Below are 14023 nucleotides of genomic sequence, written 5' to 3' on the forward strand. Positions count from 1 at the left end.
TCAGTTGATTTCGATCATTTCGAAGTCCATCTTGCCGACGCCGCAGTCCGGGCACAGCCAGTCTTCCGGCACGTCCTGCCACAGGGTGCCCGGCGCAATGCCGTCATCCGGCCAGCCGTCGGCTTCGTTGTAAATCAGGCCGCAGACCACACATTGCCACTTTTTCATTCAGGTACTTCCTCAGGGTTCAGGCTTTAACCGGCGCGGACGGTCGATGGTGCAGCGCTGCCGTCCGGCTCAGGGCGTTTTGTACTGATCGTGCCGGGCAGATGCAAGCCTGTTCGGCGCAGCGGCGACCCGGATCAATCAAACTCGCGGTGCAGCATGGTAAGCTCGCCGCCTCATTTGCTGCCAATAATGACTCATTGTGCAACACACAAACGCTCCGCTGTGGCGCCCGCAAAGCGAACTGACACCCCTCCCCGACACATCCACGCGCGACTGGCTGTTCGACGAAGGCTCCCTGACCCGCCGGCTGACGCGCCTGTCCGATGACGGCTTCAGCGTGACGCCGCTGTTCGAAGGCTGGCAGACCCTGCGAGACGACGAATGCGCCGCGCTGGACCTGGCCGAAGGCAGCGAGGGCTGGGTGCGCGAGGTGTATCTGCGCGGGCATGGCCAGGCCTGGGTGTTCGCCCGCAGCGTGGCGTCGCGCAGTGCCTTGCAGGGCGACGGCTTGCACATGGATGAACTGGGCAGCCGCTCGCTGGGCGAACTGCTGTTTTGCGATCACGCCTTCCAGCGCCGCGCCATCGAAGTCTGTCATTACCCTGAGCACTGGTTGCCCGAAGGTTCCCGGGCTGCCGGCCTGTGGGGACGGCGTTCGCGTTTCGACCGTGGCGCATTGAGTGTGCTGGTGGCGGAGATTTTCCTGCCTACGCTGTGGGAAGCCGTCCGCGCCCGTCCGGAGAACTGCTGATGTACCAAAGCCTGCTCAAATCCCTGAATCGCTTGAACCCGCGTGCCTGGGACTTCATCCAGCTGACCCGGATGGACAAGCCGATCGGCATTTACCTGCTGCTGTGGCCGACGCTCTGGGCGCTGTGGATTGCCGGCAAAGGCTCGCCGTCGCTGGCCAATATCGTGATTTTCGTCCTCGGCGTGGTGCTGACCCGTGCCGGCGGCTGCGTGATCAACGACTGGGCCGACCGCAAGGTCGACGGCCACGTCAAACGCACTGCGCAGCGACCTATCGCTGCCGGCAGGATCAGCTCGAAAGAGGCGCTGATGTTCTTCGCGCTGCTGATGGGCGTGAGTTTCCTGCTGGTGCTGTGCACCAACGCCGCGACCATCTGGCTGTCGCTGGGCGGTCTGGCGCTGGCGTTCACCTACCCGTTCATGAAGCGTTACACCTATTACCCGCAAGTGGTGCTGGGCGCGGCGTTCTCCTGGGGCATGCCGATGGCGTTCACCGCCGAAACCGGTGAGCTGCCGGCAACCGCCTGGCTGCTGTGGATCGCCAATCTGCTGTGGACGGTGGGCTACGACACTTATTACGCAATGACCGACCGCGACGATGACCTGAAGATCGGCGTGAAATCCACGGCGATCCTGTTCGGCGATGCAGACCGGGTGATCATCCTGACCTTGCAGGCACTGTCGCTGGGCTGTCTGCTGCTGGCGGGGTCGAAATTCGAGCTGGGGATCTGGTTCCACCTCGGCCTGCTGGTGGCCGCCGGGTGCTACGCCTGGGAGTTCTGGTACACCCGCAGCAAGGACCGGATGCGCTGCTTCGAGGCGTTCCTGCACAACCACTGGGCGGGGCTGGCGATTTTCGTCGGGATCGTGCTGGATTACGCGTTGCGCTGATCGCAAGGAATCGCGGCCCGAGGCAATGCCTGCGAGCCGCGATCCGGTTTCACTGCCAATGGCTTACTTGTGCTCGTGAACCACGTGCCACACGTCCTTCATCTTGTCGCCGGTCATATCGCCCGGCTTCGCATCTTTCACGAAGGTGTACAGCGGCTTGCCGTCGTAGGCGTACTGCATCATGCCGTCATCACGTTTGATGACTGTCCATTTACCTTCTGCCTTGGCATCCGCCGGCGCCATCAACGGCGGCCAGTTCTTGGCGCAATCGCCGTTGCACATCGACTTGCCGCCACTGTCCTTGTCGAACGTGTAAAGCGTCATGCCCTTGTGGTCGACCATCATTCCGTCTTTCATCATGGCCGGCTCGGCCGCCATCGCCAGTCCGGGCAGAGTCAGGGCAGCAGCCATCAGCAAAGCCTTAAAGGAAGCAGTCATTTGAGTCATGGAAACCTTCTCTTGTGGTTGTCAGGATTCGGACTTAGAGCTTAGTTCAGGATTCGCACAATCGCCGCCGGACTAAAATACTGTCACACGACTGCAATAATTCCGTTATCTAATGCGGCGCAAGACAGTTAAATGACAAGAGGATTAAGGCATGGTTGGCAGGAGCATTCTGATCGTCGACGACGAAGCGCCCATTCGCGAAATGATCGCCGTTGCGTTGGAAATGGCCGGCTATGACTGCCTCGAGGCAGAGAACTCGCAGCAGGCCCACGCCATCATCGTCGACCGCAAACCGGACCTGATCCTGCTCGACTGGATGCTGCCCGGCACTTCCGGCATCGAGCTGGCCCGCCGCCTCAAGCGTGACGAACTGACCGGGGACATCCCGATCATCATGCTCACCGCCAAGGGCGAAGAGGACAACAAGATCCAGGGTCTGGAAGTCGGCGCCGACGACTACATCACCAAACCGTTTTCCCCACGTGAACTGGTGGCACGCCTCAAGGCCGTGCTGCGTCGCGCCGGCCCGACCGATGGCGAAGCGCCGATCGAAGTCGGCGGCCTGCTGCTCGACCCGATCAGCCACCGCGTGACCATCGACGGCAAACCTGCCGAGATGGGCCCGACCGAATACCGCCTGCTGCAATTCTTCATGACCCACCAGGAACGCGCCTACACCCGTGGCCAGTTGCTGGACCAGGTCTGGGGCGGCAACGTCTATGTTGAAGAGCGCACCGTCGACGTGCACATCCGGCGCCTGCGCAAGGCTCTCGGCGACGCCTACGAAAATCTGGTACAAACCGTGCGCGGCACCGGCTACCGGTTCTCCACCAAAGCATAAATAGGCAGCTGCAAGCTTCTAGCTACAAGCGGCAAGTAAAAGCCGATCCGCTTTAGCTTGAAGCTTGCAGCTCGACACTCGACGCTGCGTTTAAGGACGTTCCGTGAACCAAAACTGGCATGGCACCCTGATTCGCCACATGCTGTTGCTGGTCACCGGCTGCCTGGTGATCGGCCTGATCACCGGCTACTACGGCTGGAGCCTGGCGGCGGGCTTGGGCCTTTATCTGGCCTGGACGCTCAAGCAACTGCTGCGCCTGCACGAATGGCTGCGCCTGCACCAACCCGATGAAGCACCGCCCGACGGCTACGGCCTGTGGGGCGAGGTGTTCGACAGCATCTACCACCTGCAACGCCGCGACCAACGGGTACGCGGACGCCTGCAAGCGGTGATCGACCGCGTTCAGGAGTCCACCGCCGCGCTGAAAGACGCGGTGATCATGCTCGACAGCGACGGCAACCTGGAGTGGTGGAACCGCGCCGCCGAAACCCTGCTCGGCCTCAAGACCCCGCAGGACAGCGGCCAACCGGTAACCAACCTGGTCCGCCATCCGCGTTTCAAGGAATACTTCGAGCAGGAAAGCTACGCCGAGCCGCTGGAAATCCCTTCGCCGACCAACGATCGCGTACGCATCCAGCTGTACCTCACGCGCTACGGCAACAACGAGCACCTGATGCTGGTCCGCGACGTCACCCGCATCCATCAGTTGGAACAGATGCGCAAGGACTTCATCGCCAACGTCTCCCATGAGCTGCGCACCCCACTGACGGTGATCTGCGGCTACCTGGAAACCCTGCTCGACAACGTCGAGGAAGTGAACCCGCGCTGGAGCCGTGCCCTGCAGCAGATGCAGCAACAGGGCGGACGCATGCAGACCCTGCTCAACGATTTACTGCTGCTGGCCAAACTGGAAGCCACCGACTACCCGTCGGACAACCAGCCGGTGCACATCGACACTTTGTTGCAGTCGATCAAGAGCGACGCCCAGCAGTTGTCCGGCTCAAAGAATCAGCGCATCACCCTCGAAGCCGACACCCGCATCCTGCTCAAGGGCAGCGAGGCGGAACTGCGCAGTGCGTTTTCCAATCTGGTGTTCAACGCGGTCAAATACACCCCGGCCGAAGGCAATATCCGCATCCGCTGGTGGGGCGACGATCAGGGCGCGCACCTGAGCGTGCAGGATTCCGGGATCGGCATCGACAGCAAACACCTGCCGCGCCTGACCGAACGCTTCTACCGCGTCGACTCCAGCCGCAACTCCAACACCGGCGGCACGGGCCTGGGTCTGGCCATCGTCAAACACGTGCTGCTGCGCCATCGCGCCCGGATGGAGATCAGCAGCGTGCCCGGTCATGGCAGCACCTTCACCTGCCATTTCGCCCCGGCGCAGGTCGCTCAGGCACGGGTCATCAGCGCCGCTGAGTAATGCCGGACTAGGCAATCGCCAGGTCAGCCGCTACATTGGCTGACTTGCGCCTGCCTTTCAGGTGCGGATTTTTCTTTCTTTCGAATCACACGGAACCCGCAAAACTCCATCATGGACCCTTCCCCTGGCTTGTCCCTCGCAACAATATTCGCCGATTTCGGCATGATTCTTTTCGCTCTGATCCTGGTTCTGCTCAACGGCTTCTTCGTTGCGGCGGAATTCGCCATGGTCAAACTGCGCTCGACCCGGGTCGAAGCCATCGCTGAACAGCACGGCTGGCGCGGGCACATCCTGCGCACGGTGCACAGTCAGCTCGATGCTTACCTCTCGGCGTGCCAGCTCGGTATCACCCTCGCCTCCCTCGGCCTGGGCTGGGTCGGCGAGCCGGCGTTCGCGCACATTCTCGAACCGCTGCTGAGCGCGGTCGGCGTGCAGTCGGCGGAAGTCGTCAAAGGCATCTCGTTCTTCACCGCGTTCTTCATCATTTCGTACCTGCACATCGTGGTCGGCGAGCTCGCACCCAAATCCTGGGCGATCCGCAAACCCGAGCTGCTGTCGCTGTGGACGGCGGTGCCGCTGTACCTGTTCTACTGGGCCATGTACCCGGCGATCTACCTGCTCAACGCCAGCGCCAACACCATCCTGCGCATTGCAGGACAAGGTGAACCCGGCCCGCATCACGAGCACCATTACAGCCGTGAAGAACTGAAACTGATCCTGCACTCCAGCCGTGGTCAGGACCCGAGCGACCAGGGCATGCGCGTGCTGGCCTCGGCGGTGGAAATGGGCGAACTGGAAGTGGTCGACTGGGCCAACTCCCGGGAAGACCTGATTACCCTCGAATTCAACGCCCCGCTGAAAGAAATCCTGGCGATGTTCCGTCGCCACAAGTTCAGCCGTTATCCGGTGTACGACAGCGAGCGCAAGGAGTTCGTCGGCCTGCTGCACATCAAGGATCTGCTGCTGGAGCTGGCGGCGCTGGATCACATTCCCGAGTCGTTCAACCTCGCCGAACTGACCCGCCCGCTGGAGCGCGTGTCGCGGCACATGCCGCTGTCGCAGCTGCTGGAACAGTTCCGCAAGGGCGGCTCGCACTTCGCTGTGGTCGAAGAGGCCGACGGCAACATCATCGGCTACCTGACCATGGAAGACGTGCTGGAAGTGCTGGTCGGCGACATCCAGGACGAACACCGCAAGGCCGAGCGCGGCATCCTCGCCTACCAGCCGGGCAAGTTGCTGGTGCGGGGCGATACGCCGCTGTTCAAGGTCGAGCGCCTGCTGGGGATCGACCTGGATCACATCGAAGCCGAAACCCTCGCCGGGCTGATCTACGAAACCCTGAAACGGGTGCCGGAAGAGGAAGAAGTGCTGGAAGTCGAAGGCCTGCGGATCATCATCAAAAAGATGAAAGGTCCGAAGATCATTCTGGCCAAGGTGCTGATGCTCGACTGACGGGGTTTACTGCTTGCCCAGCGCAAAGTTGGGCAACGCCCCCAGCGGCCGGTTGAACTGATACGGAATCGACACCAGCCCCATCCCGGTGTTGCGCTGCACCACGAAGTGCAGGTGCGGGCCGCTGCTGTTGCCGGTGTTGCCGGACAGCGCCAGCGGACTGCCCACCGCCACTCGCTGCCCCTCGCGCACACTCACCGACCCTTGTTTGAGATGCAGGTACACGCCCATCGTGCCGTCGTCGTGCAGGATCCGCACGAAGTTGCCGGACGGATCGGTGCCGCGTCCGTTCTGGGAATTCTCGGTCTTCACCACCACCCCGGCCCGCGCCGCGATGATCGGCGTGCCGACCGGCATGGCGATGTCCATCGCATATTTGTTCTTCGGCCCGAAGTGGCTGTAATCGCCATTGGCGCCCTGGCTCAGGCGAAACGGCCCGCCACGCCATGGAAACGGATAACGATAGCCCTGAGCCGCGCCAGCCGGATCGCCGAGGGAATACTGGAACATCGGCGTGTACACCAGCGGTTTGCCACCGGATACCGGCGTCAGCAACGCCAGCCGCGTATTGCTGCGCGCCGGCAGCACCCGGCGAATCGTTTGCGCCGGTGCGCCGCGCACGTTGCTCATCCCGGTAAACGCCAGGGCAACCTCGACCGGCGCATACAGGTCGTTGCGCACGAACACCACGTCCGCGCCCTTCTGCTTCTTGATGTCGAGATAGACCTGGCGCTCCAGGCGCTCGACCATCCGGTCCTGAAACACGAACACCTGGGAGCCTTTGCTCGGACGGTCGCTGTACGAAACCACTCCGTTGGCATCGGTGGATTTGTAGATCGTCATGGCCACCGTCGAGGTGGAGGCCATGAACAGACCACAGAAAAACAGCAGGCGCAGGGGCATGGGCAAAAGTTCTGTCGAGTAAGGCCTGGGAATGAGCCTAGCAGCTGAAGCAGACCAGGCTAGTCGACAGATGTTTCAAAATGGCAGGTGCAGGAGATGATCGTCCCCACGCTCTGCGTGGGGACGCAGCCCGGGACGCTCTGCGTCCCATGCGTGAGGACGCAGAGCGTCCCTTGAGGCATTCCCACGCGGAGCGTGGGAACGATCAGCGTAAAACGACGCTTACGCGCCCGGAACGAAGTGCTTCTGCGCCGTGCCGCGGGCGATCAGGCGGGAGATGTAGTCGAGCTTCTGCGCGTCCTGGTCGACGAAGCGGAAGGTCAGTTGCAGCCAGTCGCTGTCGGGTTTCGGTTCGTGGGCAACGACGGCGTGCAGGTAGCCGTTGAGACGGGCGATTTCGGCGTTGTCGCCCTGCTCCAGATCGAGCACGGCGCTGTCGAGGATCTGCGGCAGGGTGTCGGTGCGTTTCACCACCAGCAGCGCTTCCTTGATGCTCAGGGCCTTGATCACGCATTGCTGGGTGCCGCTTGGCAGGCGCAGTTGACCCTGACCGCGACCGCCGGCCGGAGCGCTGGAGGCTGCCGGGGCTTTCACAGGCGGGCTGTTGAGCAGGCCACGCTGTGGCGCGGCGGCAGGTGCCGGGGCCGCAGCGGCAGGCTTGGCAAACGGATTCACTGCCGCAGCCGTCGGTGGAGAACCAACCACGGCAGCCTTGCCACCGGTCAACGCGCTCAGGGAGTCGTTGCCGAACGCCGAGTTCATCTTGGTCGGGGCGCTGTTCATCAGGGTGTCGAGTTTGCCGACCTTGTTCAGGGCCTGCTTGACCTTGGTCAGCAGTTGCTCGTTGGTGAACGGCTTGCTGACGTAACCGGTGACACCGGCCTGGATCGCCTGCACGACGTTTTCCTTGTCGCCCCGGCTGGTGACCATGATGAATGGCATGGTCTTGAGGTTGTCCTGCTCACGGCACCAGGTCAGCAGTTCGAGACCGGACATTTCCGGCATTTCCCAGTCGCACAGCACCAGGTCGAAGGCTTCCTTGGCCAGCATGGCCTGAGCCTTCTTGCCATTGATGGCGTCCTCGGTGCGGATCCCCGGGAAGTAATTACGCAGGCACTTTTTCACCAGGTCACGAATGAACGATGCATCGTCCACGACCAACACACTGATCTTGCTCATCCAACACCCCTATTAAAATCCCGGCAAGCATAACGCTGGCTGATGGCACATTGCCAAAACTCTTCAGTCACGCCGGGACTTTTCGTTCGCGGGTGCTGCTTTTTATTTCGGTTCTGCCTATGAGAAGCAGAAACAAAAACGCCCGGCCAAAGGGCCGGGCGCTTTTCTCAGGCAATCTTACTTATCGTCAGCATCGCCCGGAACATTAGCGGTTTCGCCACTTGTCCCTTCAACTTCTTCCTTCATGCGCTTGAGGCCCATGTGCCGCACATCGGTGCCGCGCACCAGATAAATCACAAGCTCCGAGATGTTGCGCGCGTGGTCGCCGATCCGCTCCAGCGAACGCAGCACCCAGATAATGCTCAAGACCCGCGAGATAGAGCGCGGGTCTTCCATCATGTAGGTCGCCAGCTCGCGCAGGGCGGTCTTGTATTCGCGGTCGATGATCTTGTCGTACTGCGCCACCGACAACGCCAGGTCGGCGTCGAAGCGTGCAAAGGCGTCCAGCGCATCGCGGACCATGTTGCGCACCTGGTCGCCGATGTGGCGAACCTCGACGTAACCGCGCGGCGCTTCGCCTTCTTCGCACAACTGGATCGCACGGCGGGCGATCTTGGTCGCTTCGTCGCCGATACGCTCCAGGTCGATCACCGACTTGGAGATGCTGATGATCAGACGCAGGTCGGAGGCCGCCGGCTGACGACGGGCCAGAATGCGCAGGCATTCTTCGTCGATGTTGCGTTCCATCTGGTTGATCTGGTCGTCGATCTCGCGCACTTGCTGGGCCAGGCCCGAGTCGGCCTCGATCAGCGCGGTGACCGCGTCGTTGACCTGCTTCTCGACCAGCCCGCCCATGGCCAGCAGGTGGCTGCGCACTTCTTCCAGTTCGGCGTTGAACTGCGCGGAAATGTGATGGGTAAGGCCTTCTTTGGAAATCATGCGTTCGCTCCGAAAAAGCGTTTAACCAAGAGCTGCAAGCTACGAGCTGCAAGCTGTTATGTGGTGTTCCCTGCCGCATCGCTTCTAACTTGCCGCTTGAAGCTTGCCGCTTGCAGCTGTACGGCTAGCCGTATCGCCCTGTGATGTAGTCTTCGGTCTGCTTCTTGGCCGGATTGGTGAACAGGGTATCGGTGTCGCCGAATTCCACCAGTTTGCCCATGTACATGAACGCCGTGTAGTCGGACACCCGCGCCGCCTGTTGCATGTTGTGGGTAACGATGACGATGGTGAACTTGGATTTGAGCTCGTAGATCAGCTCTTCGACTTTCAGGGTCGAGATCGGGTCAAGTGCCGAGCACGGTTCGTCGAGCAGCAGCACTTCCGGTTCCACGGCGATGGTGCGGGCGATCACCAGACGCTGCTGCTGACCACCGGACAGGCCGAGGGCCGAGTCATGCAGACGGTCTTTCACTTCGTCCCACAGGGCCGCACCTTTCAGTGCCCACTCGACGGCTTCGTCGAGGATGCGCTTCTTGTTGATGCCCTGGATGCGCAGGCCGTAGACCACGTTTTCGTAGATGGTCTTGGGGAACGGGTTAGGCTTCTGGAACACCATGCCGACCCGGCGACGCAGCTCGGCCACGTCTTCGCCCTTGCGGTAGATGTTGTTGCCGTACAGGTTGATCGCGCCTTCGACGCGGCAGCCGTCCACCAGGTCGTTCATGCGGTTGAAGGTCCGCAGCAGCGTGGACTTGCCGCAGCCGGACGGGCCGATGAAGGCGGTCACGCGCTGTTTCGGGATGTTCATGCTGACGTCGAACAGCGCCTGTTTCTCGCCGTAGTACAGGCTCAGGCCCGGTACTTCGATGGCCACGGTTTCCTGCTCGAGGTTCAGGCTCTGCTTGTCGCGGCCCAGGGCAGACATGTTGATGCCGTGGGTATGTGTTTCGTGCTGCATGGGTCTCACTCCGTTCGTAGCTGCAAGCTTCTAGCTGCAAGCTGCAAGTTTGAGCAAAAGCGGCTTGTAGCTTGCCGCTTGTGGCTAATGGCTTTAGCTGTCCAGCGCCTTGTACTTCTCGCGCAGGTGGTTACGGATGTACACCGCCGACAGGTTCAGGGTGGCGATCACCAGCACCAGCAACAGCGCCGTGGCGTACACCAGCGGCCGCGCGGCCTCGACGTTCGGGCTCTGGAAGCCGACGTCGTAGATGTGGAAGCCCAGGTGCATGATCTTCTGATCCAGGTGCAGGTACGGGTAGTTGCCGTCCACCGGCAGCGACGGCGCCAGCTTCACCACACCTACCAGCATCAGCGGCGCCACTTCACCGGCGGCGCGAGCCACGGCGAGGATCATGCCGGTCATCATGGCCGGGCTGGCCATCGGCAGAACGATCTTCCACAGGGTTTCAGCCTTGGTCGCGCCGAGGGCCAGTGAGCCTTCACGCACGGTGCGCGGGATACGCGCCAGACCTTCTTCGGTGGCCACGATCACCACCGGTACCGCCAGCAGCGCCAAAGTCAACGAAGCCCAGAGCAGACCCGGCGTACCGAAGGTCGGTGCCGGCAGCGCTTCAGGGAAGAACAGACGGTCGAGCGAGCCACCGAGCACGTAGACGAAGAAGCCCAGACCGAACACGCCGTAAACAATCGCCGGAACACCCGCCAGGTTGTTCACCGCGATCCGGATCACCCGGGTCAGGGTGTTCTGCTTGGCGTATTCACGCAGGTACACCGCCGCCAGCACGCCGAACGGGGTCACGATCATCGCCATGATCAGGGTCATCATCACGGTGCCGAAGATCGCCGGGAAAATCCCGCCTTCGGTGTTCGCTTCACGCGGGTCGTCGGACAGGAATTCCCAGACCTTGCTGAAGTAGAAACCGATCTTGGTGAACGTCCCCATCGCGTTCGGCTGGTAGGCGTGAACCACTTTGCCCAGGCCTATTTCAATTTCCTTGCCGTTCGCATCACGAGCGGTCAAAGCGTCACGGTTGAACTGGGCGTGCAGGTCGGCCAGACGGGCTTCGATGTCCTGATAGCGGGCGTTCAGCTCGGCGCGCTCGGATTCCATGTCCGCTTGCGCGGTGGCGTCGAGTTTGCCTTCCAGCTCCAGTTTGCGACCGTGCAGACGGATGCGCTCGAGGCCGGCGTTGATCGCACCGATATCGACTTTTTCCAGAGTCTTGAGCTGGGCGGCAAGTTTGTTCACGCGATCGATCCGCGCTTGCAGCTCAGGCCAGGCGGCTTCGCCTTCGGCGATCACCTTGCCGTCCTGTTTGACGTTGACCAGGTAGCCGTAGAAGTTGCCCCACTCACGACGCTCCAGCGCCATCAGCTCCGGCGGATTCTTCTGGTCGGTCAGCCACTCGCCGACGATCCAGGTGAAGTCGTTGCCGTTCAGGTCACGGTTGCCGACCTTGATCAGCTCGCGGGTCATGAATTCCGGACCTTCGTCCGGCACCGGCAGGCCGGCGCTCTTCAGACGGGCGCGCGGCACTTCTTCTTTCTGCACCACTTCGCCCACGACCAGATGCTGACCCTGGCCCGGAACGTCATAGCTGGCGTGGATCAGATCCGCCGGCCAGAAGTGACCCAGACCGCGCACGGCGATCACCGCCAGCAGGCCAATGGTCATGATGACCGCGATGGACACCGCGCCGCCGCTGATCCAGACGCCCGGGGCGCCGCTCTTGAACCATCCTTTCAGGGAGTTCTGTTTCACAGACTTCTACCTTTGCTTAAAGCGACGAGTATTTCTTGCGCAGACGCTGACGAATCAGTTCCGCGAGGGTGTTCATGACGAAGGTGAACAACAGCAGCACCAGCGCCGAGAGGAACAGCACGCGGTAGTGGCTGCCGCCGACTTCCGACTCCGGCATTTCCACCGCGACGTTGGCGGCCAGGGTGCGCAGGCCTTCGAACAGGTTCATTTCCATGACCGGGGTGTTGCCGGTGGCCATCAGCACGATCATGGTTTCACCGACTGCACGGCCCATGCCGATCATCAGCGCCGAGAAAATGCCCGGGCTGGCGGTCAGGATGACCACGCGAGTCATGGTCTGCCACGGCGTGGCACCGAGGGCCAGCGAGCCCAGGGTCAGGCCGCGCGGCACGCTGAACACGGCGTCTTCGGCGATCGAGTAGATGTTCGGGATCACCGCAAAACCCATGGCCAGACCGACCACCAGAGCGTTGCGCTGGTCGTAGGTGATGCCCAGGTCGTGAGAGATCCACATGCGCATGTCACCGCCGAAGAACCAGTTCTCCATGAACGGGCTCATGTACAGCGACAGCCAGCCCACGAACAGGATCACCGGAATCAGCAGTGCACTTTCCCAGCCGTCCGGGACTTTCAGGCGGATCGATTCAGGCAGGCGGCTGAAGGTGAAACCGGCGATCAGAATGCCGATCGGCAGCAGCATCAGCAGGCTGAAGATGCCCGGCAGATGCCCTTCTACATACGGTGCGAGGAACAGACCGGCGAAGAAACCGAGGATCACCGTCGGCATCGCTTCCATCAGCTCGATCACCGGTTTGACCTTGCGGCGCATGCCCGGGGCCATGAAGTACGCGGTGTAGATCGCAGCGGCGACGGCCAGCGGTGCAGCAAGCAGCATCGCGTAGAACGCGGCTTTCAGGGTGCCGAAGGTCAGTGGCGACAGGCTCAGTTTCGGTTCGAAATCGGTGTTGGCGGCGGTCGATTGCCAGACGTATTTAGGCTCGTCGTAGTTCTCGTACCAGACCTTGCTCCACAGTGCGCTCCACGAGACTTCCGGGTGCGGGTTGTCGAGCAGCAGCGGTTGCAGCTTGCCGCCGGCTTCGACGATCACGCGGTTGGCGCGCGGCGACAGGCCGAACAGGCCTTGGCCTTCGACGACCTGATCAACCAGTAAGGTGCGATGCGCGGTGCTGTGGAACACGCCGAGCTTGCCGCTGGCATCCAGGGCCAGGAAGCCCTTGCGACGTTCTTCGGCGGAAATTTCAACGATCGGCGTAGTGCCCATCTGGAAGGTGCGGATCTGCTTCAAGCGCAGCTCGCCATCGGTGTCGCGGGCCATGAACCACTGGGCCAGGCCACCTTTGGAGTCACCGACGATCAGCGAGATACCACCGACCAGTTGCGTAGTCGCAGTGACTTCAGCGTCAGCGTTTTCCAGCAGCTTGTAGCGACCGTTGAGGCTCTTGTCGCGCAGGCTGAACACGTCGGCCTGGGCACGTCCGTTGACCACGTACAGCCATTGCTGGCGCGGGTCGACGAAGATGTTTTTTACGGGCTCGGTCATCTGCGGCAGATCGATACGCTTCTGCTCGTTGGTGACTTCGCCGGTCATCATGTTTTCTTCGCTGGTCAGCGACAGCACATTCAGTTGCGAACCGGTGGAGCCGACCAGCATCAGGGTCGAATCGGTGGCATTGAGGCTGACGTGCTCCAGCGCACCGCCGCTTTCGTTCAGCGCGATCGGTGTCTCGCCGTACGGATACTCGATGGCCGGAGTGATGGTCTTCTTGCCATCCGGGTAGCTGACTTTATAAGTGTGACGGAACACCAGCGCCTGGCCGTTGGACAGGCCCACGGCCACCAGCGGATGGCCCGGCTGGTCTTCGCCGATGGAGGTCACACTGGCGCCTGCCGGCAAGGGCAGATCGACGCGCTTCAGTTCAGCGCCACTGTCGATGTCGAAGAACAGCGCCTGGCCCTTGTCGGAAACGCGCATGGCCACCTGATTCTGCTCTTCGAGCGAAATCATCAGCGGCTTGCCGGCGTCCTGCATCCAGGCCGGGGTGAGTGCATCTTTCGCGGTCAGGTCGGCACCCTTGAACAGCGGCGCGACCACGTAGGCGAGGAAAAAGAAGATCAGGGTGATGGCTGCCAGTACCGCCAGACCGCCGACGAGGACGTACCAGCGGGTGAAGCGATCCTTGAGCGCGCGAATGCGGCGCTTGCGTTGCAACTCAGGCGTATTGAAGTCAATGCGCTTGGGAGGGTTCGTAGTCATTTTGGAATTGGCCAGATCATTCATGCGCAC

Annotated in this window: 13 protein-coding genes; 5 read left to right on the plus strand and 8 right to left on the minus strand. The window is 61.7% G+C overall.

Going from position 1 to position 14023, the window contains the following annotated elements; all coding sequences use genetic code 11:
* On the minus strand, positions 1-168 hold the full coding sequence (locus tag ACM6JM_RS21015) for a rubredoxin (RefSeq protein ID WP_007954349.1): 168 nt from the start codon (positions 166-168) through the stop codon (positions 1-3).
* A 199-nt stretch (positions 169-367) separates the two neighbouring features.
* Between ACM6JM_RS21015 and ACM6JM_RS21020 the strand changes: the two genes are divergently transcribed.
* Both ACM6JM_RS21020 and ubiA read left to right on the plus strand, forming a co-directional pair.
* Positions 368-919 (plus strand): chorismate--pyruvate lyase family protein, encoded by a 552-nt coding sequence (locus ACM6JM_RS21020; RefSeq protein WP_039765124.1) that lies wholly within the window; start codon positions 368-370, stop codon positions 917-919.
* Complete coding sequence (gene ubiA / locus ACM6JM_RS21025; RefSeq protein ID WP_414882437.1) at positions 919-1809, plus strand: 4-hydroxybenzoate octaprenyltransferase; 891 nt, start codon at positions 919-921, stop codon at positions 1807-1809. The genes ACM6JM_RS21020 and ubiA overlap by 1 nt, the downstream gene beginning before the upstream one ends.
* Before the next feature lie 63 nt (positions 1810-1872).
* Here ubiA and ACM6JM_RS21030 read toward each other — a convergent pair whose 3' ends face one another.
* Positions 1873-2256, minus strand: coding sequence for a hypothetical protein (locus ACM6JM_RS21030; protein ID WP_007954346.1), 384 nt, complete (start codon positions 2254-2256; stop codon positions 1873-1875).
* 151 nt (positions 2257-2407) lie between these two features.
* On the opposite strand from ACM6JM_RS21030, the gene phoB reads away from it, so the two are divergent.
* The 3 genes from phoB (at position 2408) to ACM6JM_RS21045 (ending at position 5975) form a co-directional block, all read left to right on the plus strand.
* Positions 2408-3097, plus strand: coding sequence for a phosphate regulon transcriptional regulator PhoB (phoB, locus tag ACM6JM_RS21035; protein ID WP_007896474.1), 690 nt, complete (start codon positions 2408-2410; stop codon positions 3095-3097).
* A gap of 139 nt (positions 3098-3236) precedes the next feature.
* Positions 3237-4523, plus strand: coding sequence for a phosphate regulon sensor histidine kinase PhoR (gene phoR, locus ACM6JM_RS21040; RefSeq protein WP_236187695.1), 1287 nt, complete (start codon positions 3237-3239; stop codon positions 4521-4523).
* Positions 4524-4634: 111 nt separating this feature from the next.
* On the plus strand, positions 4635-5975 hold the full coding sequence (locus tag ACM6JM_RS21045) for a hemolysin family protein (protein WP_007954342.1): 1341 nt from the start codon (positions 4635-4637) through the stop codon (positions 5973-5975).
* 6 nt (positions 5976-5981) lie between these two features.
* Here ACM6JM_RS21045 and ACM6JM_RS21050 read toward each other — a convergent pair whose 3' ends face one another.
* From ACM6JM_RS21050 to ACM6JM_RS21075, 6 genes are all read right to left on the minus strand, one after another.
* Complete coding sequence (locus ACM6JM_RS21050; protein WP_039765119.1) at positions 5982-6878, minus strand: peptidoglycan DD-metalloendopeptidase family protein; 897 nt, start codon at positions 6876-6878, stop codon at positions 5982-5984.
* A gap of 222 nt (positions 6879-7100) precedes the next feature.
* Positions 7101-8057, minus strand: coding sequence for a response regulator (locus ACM6JM_RS21055; protein WP_039765117.1), 957 nt, complete (start codon positions 8055-8057; stop codon positions 7101-7103).
* Between the two features lie 177 nt (positions 8058-8234).
* Positions 8235-8996, minus strand: coding sequence for a phosphate signaling complex protein PhoU (phoU, locus tag ACM6JM_RS21060; protein WP_007954334.1), 762 nt, complete (start codon positions 8994-8996; stop codon positions 8235-8237).
* Between the two features lie 124 nt (positions 8997-9120).
* A complete protein-coding gene (gene pstB, locus ACM6JM_RS21065; RefSeq protein ID WP_007954333.1) occupies positions 9121-9954 on the minus strand; it encodes a phosphate ABC transporter ATP-binding protein PstB in 834 nt (277 codons plus the stop codon).
* Positions 9955-10047: 93 nt separating this feature from the next.
* Positions 10048-11718: a phosphate ABC transporter permease PstA gene (gene pstA / locus ACM6JM_RS21070; protein ID WP_011336614.1), complete on the minus strand. Its 1671-nt coding sequence runs from the start codon at positions 11716-11718 to the stop codon at positions 10048-10050.
* A 16-nt stretch (positions 11719-11734) separates the two neighbouring features.
* Positions 11735-13768 (minus strand): ABC transporter permease subunit, encoded by a 2034-nt coding sequence (locus ACM6JM_RS21075; RefSeq protein WP_170844920.1) that lies wholly within the window; start codon positions 13766-13768, stop codon positions 11735-11737.
* Positions 13769-14023: the final 255 nt, after the last annotated feature.

The sequence above is a fragment of the Pseudomonas sp. IT-P2 genome (genome assembly GCF_949767575.1).
In the GTDB taxonomy this organism is placed as follows: Bacteria; Pseudomonadota; Gammaproteobacteria; order Pseudomonadales; family Pseudomonadaceae; genus Aquipseudomonas; species Aquipseudomonas pharyngis.

Excerpts from the sequence above, each read along its gene's own strand:
- ACM6JM_RS21045 (WP_007954342.1), top strand. The coding sequence starts at position 4,635 with ATGGACCCTTCCCCTGGCTTGTCCCTCGCAACAATATTCGCCGATTTC.
- ubiA (WP_414882437.1), top strand. The coding sequence starts at position 919 with ATGTACCAAAGCCTGCTCAAATCCCTGAATCGCTTGAACCCGCGTGCC.
- phoR (WP_236187695.1), top strand. The coding sequence starts at position 3,237 with ATGCTGTTGCTGGTCACCGGCTGCCTGGTGATCGGCCTGATCACCGGC.
- ACM6JM_RS21050 (WP_039765119.1), bottom strand. The coding sequence starts at position 6,878 with ATGCCCCTGCGCCTGCTGTTTTTCTGTGGTCTGTTCATGGCCTCCACC.
- ACM6JM_RS21055 (WP_039765117.1), bottom strand. The coding sequence starts at position 8,057 with ATGAGCAAGATCAGTGTGTTGGTCGTGGACGATGCATCGTTCATTCGT.
- pstB (WP_007954333.1), bottom strand. The coding sequence starts at position 9,954 with ATGCAGCACGAAACACATACCCACGGCATCAACATGTCTGCCCTGGGC.
- phoU (WP_007954334.1), bottom strand. The coding sequence starts at position 8,996 with ATGATTTCCAAAGAAGGCCTTACCCATCACATTTCCGCGCAGTTCAAC.
- phoB (WP_007896474.1), top strand. The coding sequence starts at position 2,408 with ATGGTTGGCAGGAGCATTCTGATCGTCGACGACGAAGCGCCCATTCGC.
- ACM6JM_RS21075 (WP_170844920.1), bottom strand. The coding sequence starts at position 13,768 with ATGCAGGACGCCGGCAAGCCGCTGATGATTTCGCTCGAAGAGCAGAAT.
- ACM6JM_RS21030 (WP_007954346.1), bottom strand. The coding sequence starts at position 2,256 with ATGACTCAAATGACTGCTTCCTTTAAGGCTTTGCTGATGGCTGCTGCC.
- ACM6JM_RS21015 (WP_007954349.1), bottom strand. The coding sequence starts at position 168 with ATGAAAAAGTGGCAATGTGTGGTCTGCGGCCTGATTTACAACGAAGCC.